Origin of the sequence: Affinundibacterium flavidum (genome assembly GCF_014284175.1) — a bacterium.
GTDB classification, from domain to species: Bacteria; Pseudomonadota; Gammaproteobacteria; order Burkholderiales; family Burkholderiaceae_D; genus Undibacterium; species Undibacterium flavidum.
Genome location: NZ_JACOGA010000008.1, coordinates 1 through 24,552, shown reverse-complemented (window position 1 = coordinate 24,552; position 24,552 = coordinate 1). Strand labels below are relative to the sequence as shown.

13 protein-coding genes and 1 pseudogene are annotated in these 24,552 nt (G+C 45.1%); 7 read left to right on the top strand and 7 right to left on the bottom strand.

Annotated elements, in window-relative coordinates; translation table 11 throughout:
* Positions 1 to 2 precede the first annotated feature (2 nt).
* From H8K55_RS09540 to H8K55_RS09530, 3 genes are read left to right on the top strand one after another with little or no spacing between them, the layout of a single operon-like run.
* Positions 3 to 1,706 (top strand): GspE/PulE family protein, encoded by a 1,704-nt coding sequence (locus H8K55_RS09540; protein WP_186941869.1) that lies wholly within the window; start codon positions 3 to 5, stop codon positions 1,704 to 1,706.
* A complete protein-coding gene (locus tag H8K55_RS09535; protein ID WP_186941868.1) occupies positions 1,699 to 2,493 on the top strand; it encodes a hypothetical protein in 795 nt (264 codons plus the stop codon). Before H8K55_RS09540 ends, H8K55_RS09535 begins: the two co-directional genes overlap by 8 nt.
* On the top strand, positions 2,493 to 3,014 hold the full coding sequence (locus H8K55_RS09530) for a hypothetical protein (RefSeq protein ID WP_186941867.1): 522 nt from the start codon (positions 2,493 to 2,495) through the stop codon (positions 3,012 to 3,014). The genes H8K55_RS09535 and H8K55_RS09530 overlap by 1 nt, the downstream gene beginning before the upstream one ends.
* Before the next feature lie 207 nt (positions 3,015 to 3,221).
* Here H8K55_RS09530 and H8K55_RS09525 read toward each other — a convergent pair whose 3' ends face one another.
* From H8K55_RS09525 to kynU, 4 genes are all read right to left on the bottom strand, one after another.
* On the bottom strand, positions 3,222 to 5,333 hold the full coding sequence (locus tag H8K55_RS09525) for a M13 family metallopeptidase (RefSeq protein ID WP_186941866.1): 2,112 nt from the start codon (positions 5,331 to 5,333) through the stop codon (positions 3,222 to 3,224).
* 208 nt (positions 5,334 to 5,541) lie between these two features.
* Positions 5,542 to 8,391, bottom strand: a complete 2,850-nt coding sequence (locus tag H8K55_RS09520) for a TonB-dependent receptor plug domain-containing protein (RefSeq protein ID WP_186941865.1) — start codon at positions 8,389 to 8,391, stop codon at positions 5,542 to 5,544.
* 901 nt (positions 8,392 to 9,292) lie between these two features.
* On the bottom strand, positions 9,293 to 10,150 hold the full coding sequence (kynA, locus tag H8K55_RS09515; RefSeq protein WP_186941864.1) for a tryptophan 2,3-dioxygenase: 858 nt from the start codon (positions 10,148 to 10,150) through the stop codon (positions 9,293 to 9,295).
* An 84-nt stretch (positions 10,151 to 10,234) separates the two neighbouring features.
* On the bottom strand, positions 10,235 to 11,497 hold the full coding sequence (gene kynU, locus H8K55_RS09510) for a kynureninase (protein ID WP_186941863.1): 1,263 nt from the start codon (positions 11,495 to 11,497) through the stop codon (positions 10,235 to 10,237).
* A gap of 216 nt (positions 11,498 to 11,713) precedes the next feature.
* Here kynU and H8K55_RS09505 point away from each other — a divergent pair, with 216 nt between their 5' ends.
* Positions 11,714 to 12,187 carry an Lrp/AsnC family transcriptional regulator gene (locus tag H8K55_RS09505; RefSeq protein WP_186941862.1) on the top strand — a complete coding sequence of 158 codons (474 nt, stop codon included), beginning with the start codon at positions 11,714 to 11,716 and terminating at the stop codon, positions 12,185 to 12,187.
* 48 nt (positions 12,188 to 12,235) lie between these two features.
* Here H8K55_RS09505 and H8K55_RS09500 read toward each other — a convergent pair whose 3' ends face one another.
* Together H8K55_RS09500 and H8K55_RS09495 are read right to left on the bottom strand one after the other, a co-directional pair.
* On the bottom strand, positions 12,236 to 14,446 hold the full coding sequence (locus H8K55_RS09500; protein ID WP_186941861.1) for a phosphocholine-specific phospholipase C: 2,211 nt from the start codon (positions 14,444 to 14,446) through the stop codon (positions 12,236 to 12,238).
* A 105-nt stretch (positions 14,447 to 14,551) separates the two neighbouring features.
* The gene (locus H8K55_RS09495; RefSeq protein WP_186941860.1) at positions 14,552 to 16,507 is read right to left on the bottom strand and encodes a beta-galactosidase; all 1,956 of its coding nucleotides are present in this window, start codon (positions 16,505 to 16,507) and stop codon (positions 14,552 to 14,554) included.
* Positions 16,508 to 17,126: 619 nt separating this feature from the next.
* Between H8K55_RS09495 and H8K55_RS09490 the strand changes: the two genes are divergently transcribed.
* The 3 genes from H8K55_RS09490 (at position 17,127) to H8K55_RS09480 (ending at position 24,377) form a co-directional block, all read left to right on the top strand.
* Positions 17,127 to 20,234, top strand: a complete 3,108-nt coding sequence (locus H8K55_RS09490; RefSeq protein ID WP_186941859.1) for a TonB-dependent receptor — start codon at positions 17,127 to 17,129, stop codon at positions 20,232 to 20,234.
* 187 nt (positions 20,235 to 20,421) lie between these two features.
* The gene (locus H8K55_RS09485) at positions 20,422 to 21,066 is read left to right on the top strand and encodes a 2-dehydro-3-deoxy-6-phosphogalactonate aldolase (protein WP_222612428.1); all 645 of its coding nucleotides are present in this window, start codon (positions 20,422 to 20,424) and stop codon (positions 21,064 to 21,066) included.
* 344 nt (positions 21,067 to 21,410) lie between these two features.
* The gene (locus tag H8K55_RS09480; RefSeq protein WP_186941858.1) at positions 21,411 to 24,377 is read left to right on the top strand and encodes a TonB-dependent receptor plug domain-containing protein; all 2,967 of its coding nucleotides are present in this window, start codon (positions 21,411 to 21,413) and stop codon (positions 24,375 to 24,377) included.
* 67 nt (positions 24,378 to 24,444) lie between these two features.
* On the opposite strand, the pseudogene H8K55_RS09475 reads toward H8K55_RS09480, so the two are convergent.
* Positions 24,445 to 24,552 (bottom strand): annotated as a pseudogene (locus tag H8K55_RS09475) (IS110 family transposase); the annotation flags it as partial.

Below are 24,552 nucleotides of genomic sequence, written 5' to 3'. Positions count from 1 at the left end.
GTATGCAGAGTAATTCATCCTCCTCGCAGAAATTTTCCGCTCCTCTCAGTAGTTTGTTACTTTCAGCACGAGAATTGTCGCGAAAAAGTGGACATCCTTTGGTGCTCGAACTCGCAAATTTAGCGCATTGCCATATTGGCGACATAGAGCAGGCATCGGTATCGGCATTAGGCGTTCGTTACTTTGCACTAGCTGACCTTAAACTTGTTGCTCCTCAATTTCAGGAGATTAGTTTTACCGACTGCGTAAATCGAGGAATATATCCTTTGCGTATGCATGACGGCGACTATTTTGTTGTGAATGACCCTTGGGACGATCAGGTTTTGCAATGGCTTGCGAATAAAGTGGGGGGATATCCTACTTTGGCATGGGGGATAAAATCAGATATTTTGATCGCGCTGGAGTTTGCGCAACAACGAATTAAAGTGTCGAATGAATTACCAGTCGTCAGTACATCTGATTTTTCCACGAGACATGCTGGAGCAGAGAGTAATGTCATTTCGATCGCAACAATTGAGAGCAGCACTAGTCCAGTAGTGCGCTTTGTTGATGCGGCGATTTATGATGCGTGGAAAGCAGGTGCCAGCGATATTCATTTTGAGTGCGACAGAAATAGTGTGCGAGTTAAGTTGCGTTTGGATGGCGTATTAGTTTCATCATCCGAATTAGATGGGCGAATGCAAGCGGAAGAAGTTATTTCACGTATCAAGGTATTGGCCCAATTGGATATCGCTGAGCGAAGGATTCCACAGGATGGTCGGTTCCGCATAGAGCTGGGGGAACGCGAATTGGATTTTCGCGTATCTATCATGCCTAGCATTTTTGGCGAAGATGCTGTCGTACGTTTGCTCGACAAGACTCAACTAAGGGGAGATGCCAATGATATTTCACTTGTTAGCCTTGGGTTGGATACTGATGCGATTGAACGTGTTAGACGTTTGGCAAAGAAACCGCATGGGATGCTGTTAGTCACAGGGCCAACAGGCAGCGGTAAAACAACAACACTATATGCTGCATTGTCAGAGATTAGAACCGGTCAAGAAAAGATCATTACCATTGAAGATCCGGTGGAGTACGAGTTGCCTGGCGTCCTCCAAATACCCGTGAATGAAAAAAAAGGTTTGACGTTTTCTCAAGGTCTGCGCTCTATTTTGCGGCATGATCCCGATAAAATTTTAGTGGGTGAAATTAGGGATGCTGAGACTGCAGAAATCGCGGTACAGGCAGCGCTTACTGGGCACTTAGTTTTTACGACTGTTCATGCGAACAGTGTATTTGATGTAATCAGCCGTTTCGTGCACATGAATATTGACCTTTATAGCCTAGTGTCAGCGTTAAATGGTGTAGTTGCTCAGCGACTAATTCGTCGCAATTGTTCAGTATGTAGCGTGCCTGAAACGATGACTCGTGAACTTCTTGATCGTATGGATATCGCAAAAGTCGATGTATCAAAAGCCAGTGTGTCCCGTGGACTAGGATGTGAACATTGTCGAAACACTGGTTATAAAGGTCGGCTTGCAATTGCTGAAGTTTTATCGTTTGACGATCAGTTAAGAGCAATGGTACTCAATCGTGCCGATGTCATGGAAATCAAGCGCTATGCTTTATCTTTGGGAATTCGCCCTTTAGGTCTTCGTGCCTTAGATTTGGTTATTTGTGGTGCGACCACATTAGAAGAAATAGATAGGGTCGTGGCTCATGACTAATGCTATTCACGTGTATGTCAATGCAACGCAAATCTCAGTTCGGCGCCAATCAGGATACTGGTGGAATGAAAAGGTCGAATCAATCGGGGCATGGAATTGGAATTCCTTAGTGCCGTCATCTTTGTCATTCGAACCACTGCATAGAAGAAAGAATAGTCGTGAATATTTACATGTGTACCTTGGTTCTGCCCTGTGTAAATTCACGACCGTTGATTTACCAAAAGGATTGAATGATATTGGTGAGCAACAGTTAGCAGCACGGGCTTATATGCAAAATCAATTGGGTTTAAAAGCATCTGAATGGCAATTTACGATTGATTTCACCTCTTCCGATAAGGTGGTAGTTTGTGCAATACGGCGTGTATTGATAGAAAAGATTCAAGAGCTATCGAATGAAAGTGGGTTCCATTTAGCTTCTATTAAGCCGTTTGTCGTTGGTGTCTGGAATACTTTTCAAAAAAATCTTGACGTAAGTGATGCAAATAGAACGGCACTGGTTGCAATTGAAAATGATGCATTCACCGTCTTTGTTACACGATTAGGTGTTTTGGAATCGATGAATGCAATAACGCATGAGTGTGACGTTTTGCTCGTTGAAAGAGAGAGTCGTCGTTTAAGTTTTTCTTTTACAGATGCTGAGCAGAATAATATTTATTTTGCCGTCCCCGAAAAAATTATTGGCACTCCACAAATTCATGTAGATAGGATTTTGCGCAAAGATAAATATTTGAACAAAAGTAGTTATATAGACTTCCGTGACCTTGTATTTTCGACTGCGGCAGAATAATGAACTTAAAGCTTGAATTTGTTCATCAAAATCGCAAACCGTGGATTAGCCTTGGTCTCTTATTCATCGTCACTCTATGGACTGTAAGCCTTGTAGTAAGTTGGGTATCCTTGCATTCGCATATCTCAGATAGACAAAAGCAAGTGGCAGAGCTAGAGGAGCTCTCAAAAAATAAATATCGTAGCCTTGAGCAGACTTCAATTAAGAATGACACTCACCTTGATGTGCGTGTCGCAAACTCAAGAAAAATTTTGAAATCACTGAATTATCCGTGGAATCAAGTATTGTCAACAATTGAGCAAACAAATGGCGGTGATGTGGCAATCTTATCGCTTGATCACACGCAAAACTCAAATCAGACGCAATTGACGGTAGAGGCCTCGGATCTTTTGTTGATATTAAAATTTGTTGAAAAACTGAATATCGATAACGAGGAAAATAAATGGTATATATCGACTTATCAAATTCAGACTCAAAGTAATCCTCCGACAATAAAAAGTACAATTCTGAATCGATTGTAATCGTGTCGATTTTCTTGAATTGCAGTTTTTATAAATAACTTGAGCAATAATCATCACGTTAAGCATTCGTCGTCTGCCCTTCACAAATTTTTCATCGATTGTGAAAACGACGTAACGGGAGTTCACATATCGCGAAAGAAAAAAAGCGGATAAGAAGAAGTCTTATCCGCTTTTTGCTTATTTGCTGAAACTGTAATTACTTGACGACTACCAAACCCGAATTCGTTTCTCTGGTGCTACATACATTTTATCGCCAGCTTTCACATCGAAGGCTTGGTAAAACTCAGGTAAATTCGTGAGTGGGCCATTGGCGCGGAATACACCTGGCGCGTGTGAGTCAGTGGCTAACAAACGAACTGTTTCGGTATCACGTGCCTTACCACGCCATACCTGCGCCCAACCCATGAACACACGTTGATTGCCACTGAAACCATCGATGACTGGCGGTTTCTTACCATTCAGTGATAATTGGTAAGCTTTATAAGCGATGGATAAACCAGCATTGTCGCCAATGTTTTCGCCCAAAGTCAGTTTGCCATTGACCTTGTAGCCTTCGATAGGGCTGTAGTTGCCGTATTGTGCGACCAAGGCGTCAGTTACTTTGCCGAAGTTCGCTTTGTCTTCTGCAGTCCACCAGTCGCGTAAATTGCCATCGCCATCGGATTGACTACCGGAGTCATCGAAGCCGTGACCAATTTCATGTCCAATCACTGCACCGATACCGCCGTAATTGACCGCGTCGTCCGCTTCAGGATTAAAGAATGGTGGCATCAAAATCGCTGCTGGGAACACGATTTCATTTTGACGTGAGTTGTAATAAGCATTAACCGTCTGCGGGCTCATACCCCATTCGCTACGATCCACTGGCTTACCAAGTTTATCGACTTGACGCTGGTAGGCGAAAGTGCGCCCAGCTTTGATATTGGCGACCAGATCGCCTTTGACGATAGTTAGCTTGCTGTAGTCACGCCATTTGTCTGGATAGCCGATCTTTGGTGTGAATTTTGATAATTTGGTCAGTGCTTCTTTCTTGGTTGCTTCGCCCATCCAAGGCAAAGTTTCTATGCTTTGCTTGTAAGCCAATAAGAGATTGTTGACCAGCACCTGCATGCGCGCTTTGTTCTCTGCTGGGAAGTGCTTTTCAACATACAACTGTCCCAAAGCTTCAGACAGACTCTCTTCCACGCGACCTACGCCACGCTTCCAGCGCGGTTGATTTTCCGGTATGCCACGTAGTGTCACGCTAGAGAAAGAAAAGTCTTGATCCACAAAGCGCTTACTCAGATAAGGCGCATAAGCATTTAGTACACGCCAGTTGAAATAGGCTTGCCAAGTTTCGAGCGGCGTATCTTGAATGACTTTATTTAAGCCAGTTAAGTAGCTCGGTTGACGAACGATCACGGAGTCGGTCTTGCCGCTAGTTCCCATGTCAGCGAAGTATTTGTTCCAGTCAAATCCTGGTAACAAGTCGCCGAGTTTGGCAATTTCAACTTTGTTATAGGTTTTGACGGGATTGCGATTTTCTACATTGCTCCATTGGATTTTAGCGATCTCAGTTTCGAGCGCCATAATGGATGTTGCAGCTTGTTGTGCATTGCTAATGCCAGCCATAGACAACATTTTTTCTACGTGTATGAGATAGGCTTCGCGTATTGTTTTGAACTTGGCGTCATCTAATTTCAGGTAGTAGTCGCGATCAGGCAGGCTTAATCCACCTTGACCAACTGAGACTGTATATTTTGAAGAATCTTTCGCATCCTGCGTCACGCCAGACCCGATTGGTGTACCGACACTGATACGTGCCAGATAGGCGAGCATGGAAGGTAATTCAGCTTTATCTTTGAGCTGTTGAATGCGCGCGAAATCCGCTTGCAAAGGCTTGATGTCTAGTGTTTCTAATTGCGCCTCATCCATGAAGCTATTGTAGAGGTCGGCGATTTTTTGTTGATTCGTGCCCGATTTTAAGTCGGACTTTTTAGCCAGATCTTGAATGATCGCGGCAGATTGTTTTGCCGATAATTCTGACAATTGATCAAACGCACCGTAGCGGCCACGATCCGCTGGAATCTCAGCAGTGTCTAGCCATTTACCAGACATGAAGCGGAAAAAATCATCTTGCGGGCGAACACTTTTGTCCAACCATTGCAAATCAATGCCGGATTGTAGCGTGGTCTTTTTTCCTTTGGGCATCGCTTGCTTCTTCGTTGTGCTGGCTTGAGAAGAAGGCGCGCTGGTTTGCGCTAACAGGTTGGCACTTAATGTGCTGATTGTGCTGATAAACAGACCAGAAATGATGGAGAACAGCAGCTTTTGGCGCATAAACGTTCCTTAGTAAGGCGAAGAGAGGATTAAAAGTGGGTTGATAAACTCACTTATCTTTGACCACTTAAGTAGGGCGTAGTTCCAGGACTGTGCCCAGCAGAGCGCAGACATTTTGTGGAAATAAAAAAGCCCCAAGTTTCCTTGGGGCTCTCATTGACTATTTAGTTTCTACTGAGTTACTAAGTAATTTTTCATTGAAGTAAAATTAGAACTTCAAGTTAGCAACTACGTAGAACTGACGTCCCAACGGGTCAGTATAACGACCATCGAAACCCAGTTGATTGCCACCGCCGGCGTTGCGATCAGAGAATGGCGGATCTTGGTTAAACAAGTTTTTAATACCACCTGTGATCGTCAAGTTTTTGCTGAAGTTAACTTTGGATTGTAAATCAACGGTGTAGTAGGCTTTCACTGTACGATTCATATCAACTGCGTCACCAGCACTTCCATCCGCGTTACGTACTGCAACCGTGCCATCGAGGTCAGCGGAAATTGGCTGATCACGGTAGCTAGAGTGGTAACCTAAAGTCACTGAATGGCTGTAACGATCTGAAGGTTTCCAGCTTGCAGTCAATTTTGAAATGAGGCGGAATGTGACGTTATTGTACGAGTCAAATTTGCCAACTGTTTTTTCCACTGGCTCACCAGCCGCTGAAGTTAAATCAGCCTTGAGCATGTAGGTTCCTGTCCAATTGAAAGCGATTTTTCCATAAGAACTGTTGATTCTATAGGTGTGATCCCAGTCAATACCTTGATAGTCCGCTTTTGCTAAGTTGAAAGGTTGTTGAAGTACAGCAAAAACATCTTCTTTCTGGATCGGTTGAAAGAAGCGATAGTAGGTGTTGCTGTATTTGTCAGGCTTAGTAAACAAGTTTTTTTGTGAGACAGTCTTAATCTGATCTTTGATACTGATATTCCATAAATCAAAACCAAGTGAAAGATTAGACAAAGCTTCCAGGCGGAAACCTAAGGTGCCTTGTGTCGATTTTTCTGGTTTTAAATTCGGATTGCCTTGTTGCAGTAAATCATATTCTTGTTCGCCTCCATTCAAGTCTGCCAGCGGATGATTCGCAGGTAAGTTTGGAAAACTAAATGCATTGGAAGATCCAGCATAAGAGAACGGCTGTGTGATATTCAACATCGTTGGTACTTTAAATCCTGTGCCATACGAAGCACGTAACAATAATGTGTCAGTTGGGCGGAAGGCTGCAGCCAATTTATATGTGGCGGCACTTTGTTTATTGCCTTGTGCGCCAGATCCAGCTGGTATCAAATCATTATATTGATCTAACTTAAATAATTTCTTATTTTGCACAGCATCGAAACTGTCATAACGTGCAGCAGCAGTCAAATCAAAAGACTTTGTGATCGGCATGAATAATTCTGCAAATGTACCCCAACTAGTGCGCGAAGCATCTACTGGAACCGCACCTGCGCCGCCGCCAATGTTCGTGTCACGATCTGGATAGGCATGCGTGGAGCCTTGCGCCATGATGCTTGGATTATCAATGTACGATTGTTTCGTCACGTCTAAGCCAAGACCCACGCTTGCACCACCGCCAGCTAATTTGAAGACTTCGCCAGAACCACGCAAGCTTAATACGTTGATTTGTGATGTCGTTTCATCCAATACAGAATGCAAAACTGCTGGCGCCAAAGCTGCTTTTGTTGCAGCTGTTGGTGCCAAGAACGGATTATATTTATTGTCGTTGATTAGGTCGTTGAGTTTAATTGAACTTGTATAACCTGCGACTGGGGTATCTGTCGCTTTATTTTCCGAGAATATGTAGGAAGCTGCGTAATCCCAACCACTAAACGAACCTTCAAAACCGGTCGCTAAGTGCGTAGTATTTGTTTTCCATTCATCTGTGCGACCACCTGCATCTAACAAGCGCAGGTTCATAGTCATCTTAGTGATCTTAGTCGGGTCGTAGCCCAATTTCGCATAGGCGGGGGCGATCGACTCTTTGAATAGCTTGCTAGTCAAATTAACAGACAATGGCTGCGCTGGTGGAGCATAGCGCGCAGTGTTGGTAAAGTTGGTTGCCATACCTTCAACGAAAAACTTCAAGTTGTCGTTGATGTTGAGATTGTATGATACTAAGTAGTTATCGCGTTTTAATTCAGGCATGAGCTGCACCACAGCGCCATAGTTGAAGTTGCAACGATTTCCACCCGCATAGGTGTTTTCTGCCGGGCAATTGCCAGACAATACTTTGTATGGATTGACACCACTGCCAGTTGTATTTGTTACGCCTGCAGCCCATGCAGTTGCAAATACGTTGGCTGGCACAGAATTGCGACTCAACATGTTCATCATGTATGGTTTGCCGCCTTCATTAAAGGGCGTGACGCCACCTAGTTTTGTGAAACTACGGTCTGATGCATTTAATTCAACTTGTTCATCGCGGCTAAAGGCTAACAGTAAGTTGTAACCATCGGTATTAAGGTCACCAAAACCTTTAGAAATAGCGAAGTTAGTCGTTTTACCTTTAGAGGATTCTTGTGGCGTGCTATAGGTAAATTCAATGTTAAAGTCTTTTTGGTTTTTCTTTAAGATGAAATTGATAACGCCAGCGATCGCATCTGAACCGTAAAGTGCAGAAGCACCGTCAGTCAGAATTTCAACACGTTCTACTGCTGACAGAGGAATACTTGCCAAGTTAACCGCAGAACCAGTATTAAAAGGTGCTACGCGGCGACCATTGATTAACACTAAAGTATAGTTTTCACCAACACCGTGGATAGAGGCTGTTTGGGTACCGCCACCGCCGCCGTTAACAGAAGCTGACGATGTCGTAAAACCTTGCATAGATGGTAGCGAAGCTATCAAATCAGCGGCAGTTGTCGCGCCAGTTTGTTCGATTGCGGCCTTTGATAAAGTTTGCACAGGCAAGGCTGTTTCGGCGGCGATACGTTTAATGGATGAACCAGTAATTTCGATACGTTGTGTCGCTTCTTGCGCGAATGCAGGTTGCGCGAGCATGCCTGCTCCCATCACGACGCCACTTGCAAACATCAGGCGCACTGAGCGGGATAAGATTTTTTCTACCATGTTGACTTCCTCCAGTAATTAAACAACAAAATGAGCTTTTAGAAACGTTTTCGATTTTTCTTAAAAACTTATTGGGAAATGAATTTTTTGTGGGAACTGCATACTAAGAACCGTTTGCTTGCCCACTGTGTATATTTGACAAAACTCCCATTAAATATTTATTTGTCAAATTGAATACATGCGAGCAAAAAAATGTTATCTAATTAACCCTGAAAAAACATTCACATCGAATGAAACCATCCACGGTGTAGGGTGTCAAGCCAGCAAATTTTTGTAAAGTTTGAAAAACAACAGTCCTGAATTGAGTCCAGATTAATACCAGTTTAATTGGAAATGTATAATTGTCTTGTCTGTAAACAAATTAACTGAATATTAATTTTCAAGTTACTTTTTTCATTCGAAAGAAATTACTCTGCACAGAATTTTGTTCTAGGAAGCATTTATATTTCGATTCTAAATTTGCAGATGATCAATTACCTATGATTAGTTGTGAAAAAATTCTTAAATTAGTAATTTGATTTCAAATTGGAACTTTTTTACAAAACTTACAAAAAACAAAGAAATAATTTTTTTGGATTATTTTTGTTGCAGCCTTTTTACAACAAAATTAAATTTTTATACTTATTTTTAGTTTTTAAAAATAGGCATTAGTGCAGTCCACTTCGGTTTAAGAGTTGCATGCGAGTGGCTGGTTATGGAGTGGGAGTCATTGTCTGTCTGAGATCAATAGTATGACTTGATGAGAAATGGAGTGCGCATTCTTAAGAACAATGATCGCGATGATGGAATTTGGCGGATGGGTTATTTCGTCATAGATGGAACTTTGCGTATGTGGAATTAGCGGCTATTTAACTAATTCCACATTTTCGGGCGCGGGCTATTGCTTGAAGATTGTGGTCAATTACAACTCTGTACGAATCGAAAAGAGCTCCGGGAATAGGACCACATCGAGCATCTTGCGTAAATAGCTAACACCCGCAGTACCGCCAGTGCCAGTCTTAAAGCCAATGATACGTTCAACCGTGGTCACATGACGGAAGCGCCAGATACGGAATGCGGTTTCCATATCCACCAGTTTTTCTGCCAATTCGTAAAATGCCCAATGTTGTTCGGGAGCCTGATATACCTGTAACCACGCCTGTTTGACTGAATCGTTCGCTTGCACAGGCTGCGTCCAGTCGCGTTGTAAGCGACCAGGCTCAATCTGAAAACCGTTTCTTGCCATGTACATGATGGCTTCATCATAAATCGATGGTGAATTCAGGGCTGCTTCCAGACTGGCATGCGCTTCTGGAGATTTTTCATGAACCTGCAAGAGTGCGCCATTTTTGTTCCCCAACAGGTATTCAAGCTCCCGATATTGATGTGATTGGAAGCCCGAAGAGTTACCAAGGTAAGGGCGGATCGCGGTGTATTCACTCGGCGTCATGGTCGCCAGTACGTCCCAGGCATGTACCAGTTGATCCATAATACGTGCCACGCGCGACAGCATTTTGAAGGCCGGTGGTAAATCACCGAGGCGAATTTGCTGACGCACTGCATGCAATTCATGCAGCATGAGTTTGATCCACAATTCACTGGTTTGATGCTGGATGATGAATAACATTTCATTGTGATTTGGCGACAAAGGGTGCTGCGCCGATAAGATCTGATCTAAGCCCAGATAATCGCCATAGCTCATATCTTTGCTGAAATCTAATTTAGCGCCATGCCAGGACATAGGGCATTTAGCGTCATTGTTTGGGTTATCTGTGCTCATAGCAGGTCTGGGTTTCTCTGTGTTTTGAAAAATTTATATAAAAAATGTTTATCGCTGGTCGCCTTATGCAAATGCAGGCATGGTTTAGGTAACTGCATGCCTTTGAATATTTGCATCGTACAATTGATTGTCGAGAATATCGGATAGGGCATCAACCGCATTCCAGACATCGACAAAACTGGTGTACAGCGGCGTAAAACCAAAACGCATGATCGCTGGCTCACGATAGTCGCCAACGACACCGCGATTGATCAGGGCTTGGATAACTGCATAAGCATGTTCATGTGTGAAACTAACGTGACTGCCGCGTTTTGCATGCTCACGCGGCGTGACTAAACCCAGTTGATGACGGGCACATCGCGTTTCGACCAATTGAATAAATAAATCTGTTAGCGCCAGAGATTTTTGGCGTATCGCGGACATCGAAGTTTGCGCAAAAATTTGCAGGCCAGATTCGATCATGGCAAGCGAAACAATAGGCTGAGTTCCGCACAATGCACGGCGAATATTCGGTGTGACTTGAAAATTTGGCTGCATCGCGAACGGCGCAGCATGTCCCCACCAGCCAGTCAGCGGATGATGGAATTGTGCCTGATGTCGTTGCGGTACCCAGATAAAAGCCGGTGCACCCGGGCCACCATTCAAATACTTATAGCAACAACCGACTGCGAAATCTGCTTGTGCCTGATGTAAGTCGACTTCCACTGCTCCGGCAGAATGCGCGAGATCCCATAAACACAAGGCACCATGCTGATGCGCCAAAGCAGTCACTTGTGCCATATCGTACAGATAGCCAGTGCGATAATTGACATGGGTCAGCATCACTAAAGCGGTATGTTGATTAATCGCGCTAGTTAATTCTTCGGGAGAATCGATTAAATGTATTTGATAGCCGCGATCTAGCCACTTGGTGAGTCCTTCGGCCATGTAAATATCTGTCGGAAAATTGCTGCGTTCCGTGATGATGACTTTACGTTGCGCGCCGTCGGCCTGCTGCGCTTGTATTTGTAAGGCCGCTGCGATCGCCTTAAATAAATTGATGGAAGTAGAATCGGTGATCACTACTTCTTCCGCTTGTGCGCCAATTAAAGGCGCCAACAAATTACCCAAACGAGAAGGTAAATCAAACCAGCCCGCTTTATTCCAACTCGTAATCAGATCATTGCCCCATTCCTCTTGTATCACTTGCTGCGCTCTATCAAATGCGGCTTTGGGTTGAGCTCCTAGCGAATTGCCATCAAGGTAAATCATCTGCGCAGGCAAACGGAATTGTTGGCGTAATGCCGCTAATGGGTCTTGTTGGTCTAGTGCGAGGCAGTCGCTGTGGGTGATGTGGTTGATGTTCATAGGGATAGTCAGAATATTTTTAGAATTGAGTAATGTAAAGGCGACAATGCAAAGGGCGAATTGGAGGTCTATTCCAGTTTATGTGAACTCATTAGTTCAGTATTGTCCGGTATTTTATGTCGATTTTCCTGATCTGTTCTTGCAAATTGCTACCCCTGCTTGCGTCAATTTAGAATAATATGGCAAATATTAATTATAAAGTGATGGGAAATTTCAATGCAACTAGATCCTACCGATTTGAAGATTTTGCAGTTATTGCAAGCTGATGGACGTATCAGCAATCAAGACCTGGCTGAAAAAGTATTTTTGTCACCATCGTCCTGTTTGCGGCGGGTGCGCATGTTGGAAGAGAGTGGGGTGATCAGCCACTATCGCGCCGTTTTGGATACCAATGTATTAGGCTTAGAAGTTGATGCTTTTGTACAGGTGACGATGCGGCGTGATGTCGAACAATGGCATGAGAATTTTTCTAAATCGCTGCAAAGTTGGCCCGAAGTCGTCGGCTCTTACATCATCACAGGTGATGCGAACTATCTGTTGCGCGTAAGAGCCCGCAATCTCAAACACTACTCAGCGTTTGTGTTGGAGCGTTTGTATAAGACGACCGGCGTGTTGGATATACGCTCGAATATCGTTTTACAAACGCTGAAAGAGAGTAGCGAGCTTGCACCAGAATTGTTGTCGGAATAGGGTATAGAGTTCAAGTCATCGTCCATACCCTAGATGTGGTACTGGTTTTTATTTGACCTCTCCTTCGGGCGCTTTAGCCTTAGGCAAAGCAAACACCAATTTACCATTCGCCGGATCGCTGCGATTAATGCCAGCATGTTCTATGTGCCCAGCATAGCGCCGCAGAAAATCTTTGTCATTGACAATGCTCAGTTTGAAATCATACCAAGCGACACTGTTTTCCAGACTCCAATAAATGAGCTTGCTGCTTTCAGCAGCGATCGTCAATTGCTGTGATGGCGCACCATAAAATTGATCTTCTAATTTGACTTCTTGCGCTTGTTTGCCATGATTGAAAATGCGCAGTGTTAGTACTTGACTTTGGTTGTTGACAATGCTGTTACTACTGAGTTCTTCGACTTCGATTTCTATCTGATGTTTTGACAGCCCTTGAAAGACACGCAGAAATCCATTCGGGCCATGTAGTCGTAAAGCATAGCGTTCATTGGCAAAATCTTTGAACTGCCAGGTTTCGGTAAAACTTTGTTGTGCACCTATCGTGTAGTACCAGGGACCGCTATTATGTCCACTGGGATAAACGGTAAAGACGGCAGCCGTACTTCCCATGTTGCGCATTTGTAGGGCAAATCTTCCCGTATCTTCAGTGATCCTTCCATCTACTGCTAGGCGATAAGGCAAACTACGTGCGGGTCGGGTATTGTCGCTATCCAATTCTTGCTGCGGCATAGTCACTGTATTCAAAGGCAGCAAGCTCTTTTCGCCGCGGCAGCTTTGTTGCGCTTGGCGCAGATATTCTTGATGCGGCGTGTTAAATAATTGTTGGGGACGTTGCTGATAGGGCGTGCTGAAATCAAACATCGACGTCAGATCACCACACACCGCACGACGCCATGCAGAAATATTCGGTTCAAACACGCCGAAGCGTTTTTCCAGGAAGCGAATGATAGAAGTGTGATCAAACACTTCCGAGCACACAAAGCCGCCGCGACTCCAGGGCGACGCTACTAAAAATGGCAAACGCGCTCCCAAACCATAAGCTTCACCGCCACTGATTTCACCATCGGTGGATACCGTACTATAACCATCAGCACGGGTTGCGGGAGCCACTGGCGGCGGCACGTGATCGAAGAATCCTCCTTCTTCATCGTAACAAAGGATGAATACGGTCTGTGCCCAGACCTTGGGATCTTCCGTTAACACGTCCATTAATCTAGCACTTAAAGATTCTCCGTAACCAGGTGGATTTTTTTCTGGATGTTCACAAAACTTAGTCGGTGCCACGATCCAAGATACTTCGGGTAAATTACCCGAGCGCACATCTCGCGCGAATAAGTCGACCAAAGCTTGAGCATCAGCAGGATTAGTATTGAGTGGCAGACCCTTGGCATCCAGTTGACTGGTTTCTCCAGCATATGAACGCGCGCGCTGGTAACGCTCATTTTGGTCTGGATCGCTTAAATCGAGATGGCGAAATTGTGGGAAGTAAGCCAGCGAATTATCACCGTAATTATCATATTCCTGATAGACCTTCCAACTAACATTGTGCTGGCTAAGCCGTTCTGCGTAAGTCGTCCACAGATAAGGCGATTTCCACTCTTTTTTGTCGCGGCTCATGCACGCGGTTTCATTGCCATCGTCGACATTCGACAAAGCATGACGACCATCGTGCCCGACTGAGACACCGTTGGTTCCAGAAAATAGATACATACGGTTCGGGTCGGTCGGTCCAAACACTGACGCAAAGTAAGCGTCCCCCACAGTAAATGCATCGGCCAGCGCATAATAAAACGGCAGCTCAGCTCGACTTAAGTAACCCATACTCATCGTGGTTTTTTCACGCACCCAGACATCGTAATACGCCCACATTTTCTGACTATACTTCCAGCTATGCGGCAAGTCGCTTTGCATGCATTGACTACGATCGAAATCCGCGCTGGCTTGCGCTTGTAGGGGAAACGGCAATTGAAATCGACCATACTCTGTAGGCTGCTGCCATACCGGTTTGCCGCCACGAGTCAAAATCGGTCGCGGATCGCCAAAGCCTCGCACGCCTTTCAAACAACCGAAGTAGTGATCGAAAGAGCGATTTTCCTGCATGAAAATGACTACGTGTTTGACGTCTTGTATGCTATTGCTGCTACCCTCAGGTGCAATAGTGAAGGCGTTCGCAATGCTGGTCGGTAACGCAGATAAGGCGGCGGTCGCACCTCCCGATTGGGCGATCAATTTCAAGAAATGGCGGCGTGAAGTATTGGTCATCGTTAATGTAATTTTTTTCAAATATAGGACTTACGCAAAATTGCGCTGGCTAGACGAATCCAATGACGCCAGCGTCTGTTTTGCGTAAGGCCTAAAATAATAATGTTAAGTCAGGCTATTGTGCAGGCTGATGCTCGCTGTGTCTAATTGATGCAAATCGAAGATGAGAATCTCATTACTTCTTTTTTTCAAAAACGTCGCAGGACAATACAACCGCTGTTGCGGTCCCAACTGCCAATAACGACCAAGCGCATGACCATTCACCCAGACCACGCCTTTCGTCCAGTGTTGCATGTCGATATAGGTATCGCCGATAGCTGTTAAATCTAAGCGAAGTTTAAAGAAATTGCCGGGACGCTTGGCAATAGACTTTGAAGGCCGTAATTGTTGAAGAAATGGCTGATCCATCGGCAATCGATAGCATAACCAATCTTGTAATTCTTCTGATTGTGGATGCTCAAGATGAGTGCTTTGCAATATCACTTTCGAGCAAATACCTTTTCTGTCTACCGCAACCCGGCCGTAGTTAATCCTGCCCATTGCTTCTACCAGAATTTGTAAGTTTTGCTTATTATCGGAACTGTTTGTCAAAGTCGGTAGTGGAAATGCTTGCCGGTGATTGAATAGGTTTAATTTTGCGAAGCGTTGAGGATCGATTTTGGTGCGTGAAATCGCGCCACAATATTTTTGATTCAGATGCACGCTGGCGTAGTCGTGTAATTCAGCAATGTGCAAACTATGCTGTGCGTGTTGTGCTCGTTGTGCTCGTTGTGCTTGGTGAGAAAGCTCTTTTTGATACAAGACGAAGCCCGAGGTTTGCCCTAAGCTTTCCATACTAACTGGATCTTTCATTTTCACCGGCGCCGGGAGGTGATCCCATAGCGAGCAAAAAAACTTCGGCAGATATTCACGTTGGGTATCCGTGTGTAGCTGTGGCAAGGCCGGTGGAAGCGGCGCGAGTTTTTGCCCTAAAGCTTGTTGAATAATGGCGCGATATTTCCAATAAAATTGATTCGGCAGGCCTTGTTCATTGATAGGGGCTGCGTAGTCGTAGCTGGTGATGTCGGGTTGATACTCGCCTTTTTCGGTGTTTGCACCTGCGGTAAAACCGAAGTTAGTACCACCGTGAATGACATAGATATTGAAGGATAATTTTTCCTGCATCATCGCGGTAATCGTCGCGCTCATATCGACATTGGTGCCTTGTAACGCAGGATCTCCCCAATGCGTTAGCCAGCCTGGATAGAGTTCGCCGCACATTACTGGCACTTGTGGATACAGTTCGCGCGTTTTGATGATGTCTTTCACTTCGCCACCACTGAGGCCGATTGCCGCATCCGGTATGTTGGTTTTATTCGCGATCAATTGTGGCAAGCCATCCTGAGTATAAAACGGGCCTGGAATTCCATGCTGGATCCAGAGCTGGCGCAATTCTTCCAGATAGTCAGGATCGCTGCCATAGGAGCCAAATTCATTTTCGATTTGCACCATGAGTATGGGACCACCTTGCTCTAGCATCAGCGGTTTGACGATGGCTGCCAGTACCCGAATATAGCGTTTGACGGCTTGCATATAGTGCGGCGCGACGCTTGAATTGGCACGTAGTACGATGTCGTCGTGACGTAATAGATAAGCAGGTATTCCGCCTAAATCCCACTCCCCACAAATGTAAGGGCCTGGACGCAATAAGACATATAGCCCTTCGTTTTGACACAGTTGTATAAAGTGGTAGATGTCGCGGTTCTCGGTGTTGAAATCGAAAACACCTTCTTGTTCTTCGTGATAATTCCACATCACATAAATGGCAATGGTATTCATGCCCATCGCCTTTGCCATTTGGATTCTATGTTTCCAATAAGCCTTAGGAATACGCGCCGGATGCATTTCCCCGCTGCGGATTTGAAATGGTTTTTGATCTAGTAAAAATTGATTCTCTGTCGTAGAAAAAGAAAATCTATTCTGTGCTGACGGAGAGTTAGTCGCGGCGCTGACGGGACTGCTGATTTGGCAACTGAGGACGCTAAGCGTGCTGACTTGTAGAAAGTGACGACGATTGAACATAGTAAGGTGGAAGCGGTTGATACTGAGTGAGTGAAAATTCATTAGTCTTTAGCATAACGTAGGGTTTGCGTATGGCTGGGATATGAATTTTTAAGCATAGATCAAGTTTTTCTTAATGAGTCGGTGGGTTTTGGGTATCCACCTACTCGGAAAAGTGAGGTGCCATTCATCGTCATCGGCACATGTTGCAAAAAATGTGGTGAAACTACAACCGCCCTGATCATATTTATTTAGGCATGCACTACACACCTTTAAAAAAATTGAATGAATTAGGCTTCATTTCCACAGTTCAGCTTCTCTTCCAAACTGCCTTTCAGGTTTCGCTAGCAATGAAATCAGGCTATCAAATTTATCCAATGTTTAGCTACGAATGCGGATCACGGCAGCTCATTAAGTAAAGCTCAATGAGAAGTCAAATTTATGTCGTTGGCGTGTGCTCAGAGATGTCTCTAGACTTTTTTATGTCATCACTATCCTATTTTTTGATTCGCATAATTTCACAAGAATTGTGTAGCACGAGTCGACATCGGTACCTCTGCTGAGCTCACAACTAGTGCAGCGGCACTTCTAAGGATGGATGCAGATTTTTGTCCTGACATCACTTTTAACTGAAAAGATCATGCCTAAAACTACACACACACATACGCTTAAACACTCGGTGATCGCCCATGCGATTGCCATTGCCTTTGGAACGGCAGTACTGACGCTCGGTGTCAGTGCCAATATCATGGCGCAGTCCAATGCGACGGGTACTATTTTTGGTCAAGTGCCGGCGAGCGTGGGCGCTGTCGTGGTTCTTGAAAACGTGGCGACAGGGGTTCATCGTAATTTAACGCCAGATGCTAAAGGTAAGTTTCAAGCGACTTCTATGCCGCCTGGTAAATATCAAGTTAAGTTGATGCGCGATGGCAAAGTGGAGAAAACAGTTGAGGTGGAAGCCTTGATTGGTCAAGGTGTGGAGGCAAACTTTGGCACTGAGACTTCTGTCCAGACTGTGACCGTTCAAGCCAAGATTAATCGTATCGATGTTTCCAATACCAACAACGGCACAGTATTTACAGCAAAAGAATTGGCGAGTCTGCCGATGTCGCAAAACGTGCAGGCGATTATCGCTCTCGCACCGGGAACAGTGAGTAATGTTTCTGGTTACTACGGCAATGTCTCTAGCTTTGGTGGTGCGAGTGTCTCTGAAAATTCTTATTACATTAACGGCTTTCCCGTCACGAATATTTTGACGCAAGTTGGCGCATCAGAATTACCATTTGGCGCGATTGCGAATGCGCAAGTACTGTCTGGTGGATATAGCTCAGAATTTGGTCGTTCGACCGGTGGTGTGGTCAATATTACGACCAAGAGTGGTACGAATAATTGGGTCGTCGGCGGCAAGGTAGCGATGGTGCCAAATATAACCGGAAAGCCGTCTAACACTTACTTTGAAAATACCGGTACTCATCCACTTCAAGACGGAAAACTACAGTATTACAACCAAGCGAATACCTCATCCAATAGGACTGCGGGTATTTATGCTGGTGGTCCGTTGATCAAAAATAAGTTATTTATATTCGCAGCAGCCGAGCAAAGCAAGTCAACTAGTGAATCGATCGCAGCTTCATCGGATCGTCAGGAAAACCCTCGGGGTTGGTCAGTGAACGAAGGCACGGTAGGACGTTATCTGGTTAAACTCGATTACAACCTGACTGATGATCACCATTTTGAATACACCTATATCAAAGATCAGTCGAAGAATGTTAACGCCACGTATGGTTTTAGTTATGCAACGCTGACACATGACAAAATAGTCGGTAGTGGCACGACTGTTTGGAATGCCGGAAATACGCGTGGTGGAAGTAGTGGTAGTAGCCCGGGTAGTGACGATAGCATTTTTAAATACACTGGCTACTTGAGTGATGACTTAACGGTTACTGCTTTGTACGGGCAATCAAAAACTTCTCCTAAGGTTATCCCTTATGGTTATAACGCTACGATTAGTTCAATAGGAAGTTCCATCACTTCGCGGGTTCCGGGGGTAGTCTATCCGACTAATCCACAAGCTTATGGTGATCAGGTTCGCGCTGATAGTCATGATGAACAACAGACGCTTCGTTTAGATTTAGAGTACAAATTAGGTAATCACTCTCTACGCGGTGGGATCGATTACAACAAAGCAAATTCTCTGGTCGGCGCAACTCGTCCAGGTGGACGTAGCTGGAACTACCAGTATCACAATAATCCAACGACTTGGAAGCCAGCAGGTGCGACTGAAACTTTGGCGCAAGGTGGTGGATATGGTACGCAAGGCTTTTATGTTAGTGAAGGTACTTATTTCAAATCCGGTGCACCTTCTACCACGCAATCGGCGCAGTACATACAGGATCGCTATCAAGTCACAGACAATGTATTGTTAGATTTGGGTTTGCGTAACGAGCAATTCCATAACTACAATAACAAACACGAGTTAGTGATCTCACAGACGCGCCAAATCGCACCACGTCTGGGTGTGACTTGGGATGTTAATCGTGACAGTAGTTTCAAGGTGTATGCAAATGCAGGTCGTTACTTTATGCCTGTTCCAACCAATTTGGTGGGGAACATGGGATCGGAGTTGAAAACGACGACACGTTATTACACTTACACAGGTGTTGATCCGACTACGGGCGTGCCGCAAGGATTGCATCCTATCAGCGACGTCATCGTCAATATCAACACTTCGCCTGATGCGCGTTCAGTCGCAGCAGAAAACATCAAACCGTTTTATCAAGATGAGATGTCTTTGGGCTTTGAGAAAGCGATTTCTTCCACGCTCAATTTTGGCGTGATGGGTACGTATCGTACTTTGCGTACAAGCTATGATGACACTTGCGATCCACGTCCCATCTTTGCCTGGGGTAAGCGTAATGGTTACCCGAACTTAGAAGCAGATACGGGTGGCACGGACAATAGTTTGTATCCATCTTGGTGTATGGTGATCAATACGGGCGAAGCAAATACCGTATGGTTTGATCCGCATGGTTCTGGTAGCGGCAGCCCTTTAGTGAAAGCCCATCTCACGGCAGAAGATATTGGCTTGCCTAAGGTGCGTCGTACTTATGAAGCTTTGAACTTCTTCCTCGAACACCCATTCAAAAATGGCTGGTACGGCAAGATCACTTACACCTGGTCACGCAACAAGGGCAATACCGAAGGGCAGACAGACTCCGGTGTTGCAGGTGGTGACGTTGGCCTGAGTGCGGGTTCAGATTATAAAGAATTGGCTTACAACGCTTACGGTTTCCTATCTGGCGATAGAACGCATGTGTTTAAAGGCTACGGCTACTATCAGTTGACACCAGAGTTGACGTTAGGTGCGAATCTGCAGTTAGCTTCCGGTCGTCCTCGTAATTGTTTCGGACAACTGCCAGAATCGGCAGGACAAGACGTCGGTCACTATGGCGGCAATTATTTCTTCTTTTGTGATGCGGAAGGTGGTAAGCCATCTCCGCGCGGTAGTCATGGACGATTGCCTTGGACTTCGCAGCTCGACTTGAATCTCGCCTACCAAGCACCGTTCTTGAAAGGTTTAACGTTGAGAATGGATATGTTCAATGTATTCGATGTGCGTACGATCAATTCTGAAGGAAGTGGTTCGAATGACGGTGAAGGCGGTATTAGCCCAACGTATCGTCAAGGTGGCAATCGCACTTCACCACGTTCAGCACGTTTGACTGCAGAATACAATTACAAGTTTTAAGATCTCAACTTAATCTTGTGGGGGCGCTCTCATCATGCTATGTTCGATGAGAGCGTTTTTTTATTAGGACTTACGCAAAACCGTTCCAGCGTCGTTGTTGCCGTCTCGCCGTGCACAAGCACTGTCTTCGTCGGCACGCCTAGCTGGAACAATTTTGCGTGAGTCCTATATTCTTGAAAGTGAAGTAATGACTTTATCCAATACTCTAAGCGACTACATGGCAGATCTGCCTTTGCTGGCTATCTTGCGCGGCATACAAAATCATGAATGTGTAGCGATTGCAGAAGCGCTAGTGGAAAGTGGTTTTCGTTGCATAGAAGTGCCACTCAATTCGCCGAATGCGATTGAAAGCATACGAATGTTGGCGCAACGTTTTTCGAGTGACTATTTGATTGGTGCTGGCACTGTACTCACCGTGAAGCAAGTGGAAGATGTGCAGCAAGCTGGTGGTCGCCTGATCGTCATGCCGCATGCCGACAGCAAAATCATACGCGCTGCAAAACAGACACAAATGATTTGCACGCCCGGTGTGGCGACTTTGACAGAAGCTTTTTCCGCACTTGAAAACGGTGCAGATGGTTTGAAATTATTTCCTGCCGAAAGCGTAGCGCCAACGGTATTAAAAGCTTGGCGTACCGTATTGCCCGCAACAACGATTTGCTTACCGGTAGGTGGTGTTAAACCCGATGGCATGGCAACTTATTTGACTGCAGGTGCGAACGGGTTTGGTTTGGGATCGAATCTGTACAAGGCTGGCGATAGCTTGACGCAAGTTCGCCAGAATGCAGAAGCCTATGTGCAGGCCTGGCGTCAATTAAAGGCTGCTGCGTAATAATTTATTGATGATGAAATCGCCAGAAGTTGCTCTGCATCCTGGCGATTTCCTATTTCCCGTTTTCCCTCTTCGCCAAAAATGATTCGTCTATGTCATCAAATTTTTCTTGATGCAGGCTTAATTATTTGTCGCTGTTGACTTTCTTCATTCCCCTTTATTCTTTCTTAAGTCGATATCCAATTCTTAAAGTTGCTTTGAGAATCGATATCGCTTTGATGACATATCTTGTGCGGCGAATTTCGCCAAATTGCTTGCCAATCTTAGGTGGAACCAAGCACAGATAGAACGAAACATAGTTAGAACCAAACACAGACAGAACTAAAAAATAACAGGAGAACTCAATGAAATTAACCAGAATTGCCGCAGCACTATTGGCGATAGGATTTGCGTCTAGCAGTTTCGCTGCAGATGACGATGAAATAAAAAAAGACAAACAAGAGAAAGTACAGAAGGTAGAAGTCACCGGTTCTAGCATCAAACGGGTGAATGCTGAAACTGCTTCACCGGTTCAAGTCATCAGTGCTAAGCAGATCGAAAGCATGGGCGCGCGCACTCTGTTGCAGGTGCTGGATAATTTACCCGCAGCGCGTCCGGCACAGCAAGATTTTCGTTCAATGTTTTCTGGCTCTGATGGTGCTTCACAAGCGAATTTGCGTGGTCTGGGAGCGCAGGGAACTTTGATTTTATTGAATGGACGTCGCCTGTCTTTTTATGGTGCACCAGAAGGCTTTCAAACGCAATTCGTTAACATCGATGCGATCCCTGCAGCAGCGATAGAGCGGATGGAAGTACTGACCGATGGCGCTTCAGCGGTTTATGGTTCAGATGCGGTGGCGGGCGTCATTAATATCATTACTAAAAAATCCTATAAAGGTTTTGAAGCTAGCGCGACCGCAGATAGTTCGCGTGAAGTGAAGTCTTACGGTGAGCGACAAGCAAGTGCTTTATTCGGCTTCGGTGATCTGGCGACTGACAATTACAATATTTACGGCTCTGTCAATTTATATAAACGCGATCGTATCGCATTAGAAGATACTTACCTGAAACGCCCAGAGCAGTTCTACATCAACAATCCTACTTATGTTAGTAATTTTCGTATCAACGAAGGTAGTCAACCTGGTGTTCTAAATCCGGGAACACTATTTGTCTTTGATAAGAACGCGGCGAATAAGCGTTACCAACAAGCCGCCTCTGGTTGCAGCACTTTTGTTACCGAAGGTTCGGGTACGCGTTGCGTTTGGAATACCTTGCCATATGCCTTGGATACTGGGCCAACTTCAGATCGCGCAACAGTTTTTGTCAGTGGTCGCGTCAATTTGGGATCAAATTGGGAAGGCTTTGCAGAAGTCGCTTTCACTGATATTGATATGCGCGGTGAAAATGGCCCACGTACATTCAGTAGTGGTGGCACAGCGAACTGGTATTCACGTAATACCGGCACAACACTTAATGCCTTTAGCTATCCTTATTTAGGTCCAAATAATGTGTACCTGAAAAACATGAGTGCAGATCTTAAAGCGAAGATGGGCGGTGCTGCAGGTTTGACTTACCTCATGCAAGATGCGACCGGCCATTTTGGTCAGCAGAATACGGATAAAACCTATCGCGCCATGGCGGGTGTGCGCGGTGCATTTGGTCAGTGGGAATTTGAATCTGCGTTGGCAGTAGCGGGTAGTCATTCGACTTTGTATCAAACCATTAATGTGAATAAAGATGGCTTTGAAAAAGCCTTCGGTCCATTCACGGTAGACCCTGTCACCAAACGTACGTATATTGCCGATAACCCTGCATATCAATTTGGTGTGATCAGTGAAAGTAACGCTGCTTTACTGCGCCAAGCTTATCCAACTTTTGATATTCAATCTTGGACTAAGTTGGTGACTTGGGACGCCAAACTTGAAGGCAGTTTATTTAAGATGGACGCTGGCGATGCGCGTGCTGCCTTTGGTGTCAATTTGATGCATGAAGGTTTTGAAACACCGGGTAACCAAGATGCCGCCAACGGTAAGATCACGCAGCAAGGTGGTTCGTGGTTTGATGGTTCTCGCACAATCGCCGCGATCTTTGGCGAGGCAATTTTTCCACTGGCAAAAAATCTGGAAGTGAACACTGCCGCGCGTATTGATAAATATCCGAATTTTGCAGCCAATCTTGCACCGAAAATTGGTGTCACATATCGCCCATTAAGTGAGTTATTAGTTCGCAGCACTTATTCGCAAGGCTTCCGTGCGCCGAATCTGGCGGAGTCCGGTGTAGGTGGTGTGTACGCACAACGTGGCGGCATGCGTGATACGGTGCGTTGCGACGAGACAAATGCGATTGCCAAAATGTTGATGAAATCGGTCAGCATGACGGATCAGGAATTAGGTAAGTCTTTATTGAATTCCAATTGCAGCATCAATATCGGTGGCTTGACGCCGCCTAACCCTAATCTGCAACCGGAAAAAGCCAAGATCAGCACCTTCGGTTTAGTGTTCCAGCCGACCAAGCAATTTGATATTTCTGCTGATTATTGGTTCGTGTATCGCCGTAATGAAATCGTGCGTCAGGATTTCACGGAAGTTTATGATCAAGCGGTAGAGAAATACGGTCCGGCATTGATAGGCGCGCCGAACGCAGTACGTGCTCCGATTACAGATTTTGATAAAGCGAATATGGCAGCCGTAGCGGGGATGTGTGCCAATTCTGCCAACGCCGCTGCTTGCGCCGCTGGCGTACCTAAATATTCTGTAGGGATTTTGGCGGGTTTGACGAATAAGTATATGAACCGTGGTCGGACCTTGCTTGATGGTTTTGATATCGATGCGCATGCCCGTTTTGATTTGGGTGCGTATGGCAAACTGAACTTTGGCACCGCAGCGACGATCATGAATCGCAATGCGTATAACGGTGACGATGGCTCTGGTTTTTCACAAAATTATGTAGGCTATTATGGCAATCCAAAATTGCGTGCAAATTTCAATTTAGATTGGCAGTATCGTGATTTCGGCGCTAGTTTGTTTGTGAATTACACCGGTGGTTCTAAGTGGGCGTATGACAAGAATGACGAGGAAAACAATAACCCAGCTTCATGTACCGCCGCAGACGTTGCGGTGGCACCGAATAATTGTGGTGGTGCGCCAGCATTTAAAACCGTCAGCCTGGGTTTGAGTTGGACGCCTGTCAAAGATCTTCGTCTGGGCTTGAATGTCAAGAATGTCTTGAACACCAAACCTTTCTTCGATCCTTATGGTTGGGAAGGCTATAACCATGGTTTGAATTTATTTGGACGCGTGTTGAGTGTTTCCGCTAGCTACAAATTCAAATAAGAATTCAAATAGGACTTACGCAAAATTGCACTGCTTGGCGTTTCATTCGTAGATACTGTTATCCGAGTCAAGCAGAATGCAAGCTTGAATCGAAAGGCTTGCCGGATTTTAGTACGCCAAATGCGACATGAATGAGTTTTCTCATCATGGCACCAATAATGACCATGGGAGGTTT

Excerpts from the sequence above, each read along its gene's own strand:
- H8K55_RS09490 (WP_186941859.1), top strand. The coding sequence starts at position 17,127 with ATGCCTAAAACTACACACACACATACGCTTAAACACTCGGTGATCGCC.
- H8K55_RS09495 (WP_186941860.1), bottom strand. The coding sequence starts at position 16,507 with ATGTTCAATCGTCGTCACTTTCTACAAGTCAGCACGCTTAGCGTCCTC.
- kynA (WP_186941864.1), bottom strand. The coding sequence starts at position 10,150 with ATGAGCACAGATAACCCAAACAATGACGCTAAATGCCCTATGTCCTGG.
- H8K55_RS09480 (WP_186941858.1), top strand. The coding sequence starts at position 21,411 with ATGAAATTAACCAGAATTGCCGCAGCACTATTGGCGATAGGATTTGCG.
- H8K55_RS09505 (WP_186941862.1), top strand. The coding sequence starts at position 11,714 with ATGCAACTAGATCCTACCGATTTGAAGATTTTGCAGTTATTGCAAGCT.
- kynU (WP_186941863.1), bottom strand. The coding sequence starts at position 11,497 with ATGAACATCAACCACATCACCCACAGCGACTGCCTCGCACTAGACCAA.
- H8K55_RS09485 (WP_222612428.1), top strand. The coding sequence starts at position 20,422 with ATGACTTTATCCAATACTCTAAGCGACTACATGGCAGATCTGCCTTTG.
- H8K55_RS09540 (WP_186941869.1), top strand. The coding sequence starts at position 3 with ATGCAGAGTAATTCATCCTCCTCGCAGAAATTTTCCGCTCCTCTCAGT.
- H8K55_RS09500 (WP_186941861.1), bottom strand. The coding sequence starts at position 14,446 with ATGACCAATACTTCACGCCGCCATTTCTTGAAATTGATCGCCCAATCG.
- H8K55_RS09525 (WP_186941866.1), bottom strand. The coding sequence starts at position 5,333 with ATGCGCCAAAAGCTGCTGTTCTCCATCATTTCTGGTCTGTTTATCAGC.
- H8K55_RS09535 (WP_186941868.1), top strand. The coding sequence starts at position 1,699 with ATGACTAATGCTATTCACGTGTATGTCAATGCAACGCAAATCTCAGTT.
- H8K55_RS09530 (WP_186941867.1), top strand. The coding sequence starts at position 2,493 with ATGAACTTAAAGCTTGAATTTGTTCATCAAAATCGCAAACCGTGGATT.
- H8K55_RS09520 (WP_186941865.1), bottom strand. The coding sequence starts at position 8,391 with ATGGTAGAAAAAATCTTATCCCGCTCAGTGCGCCTGATGTTTGCAAGT.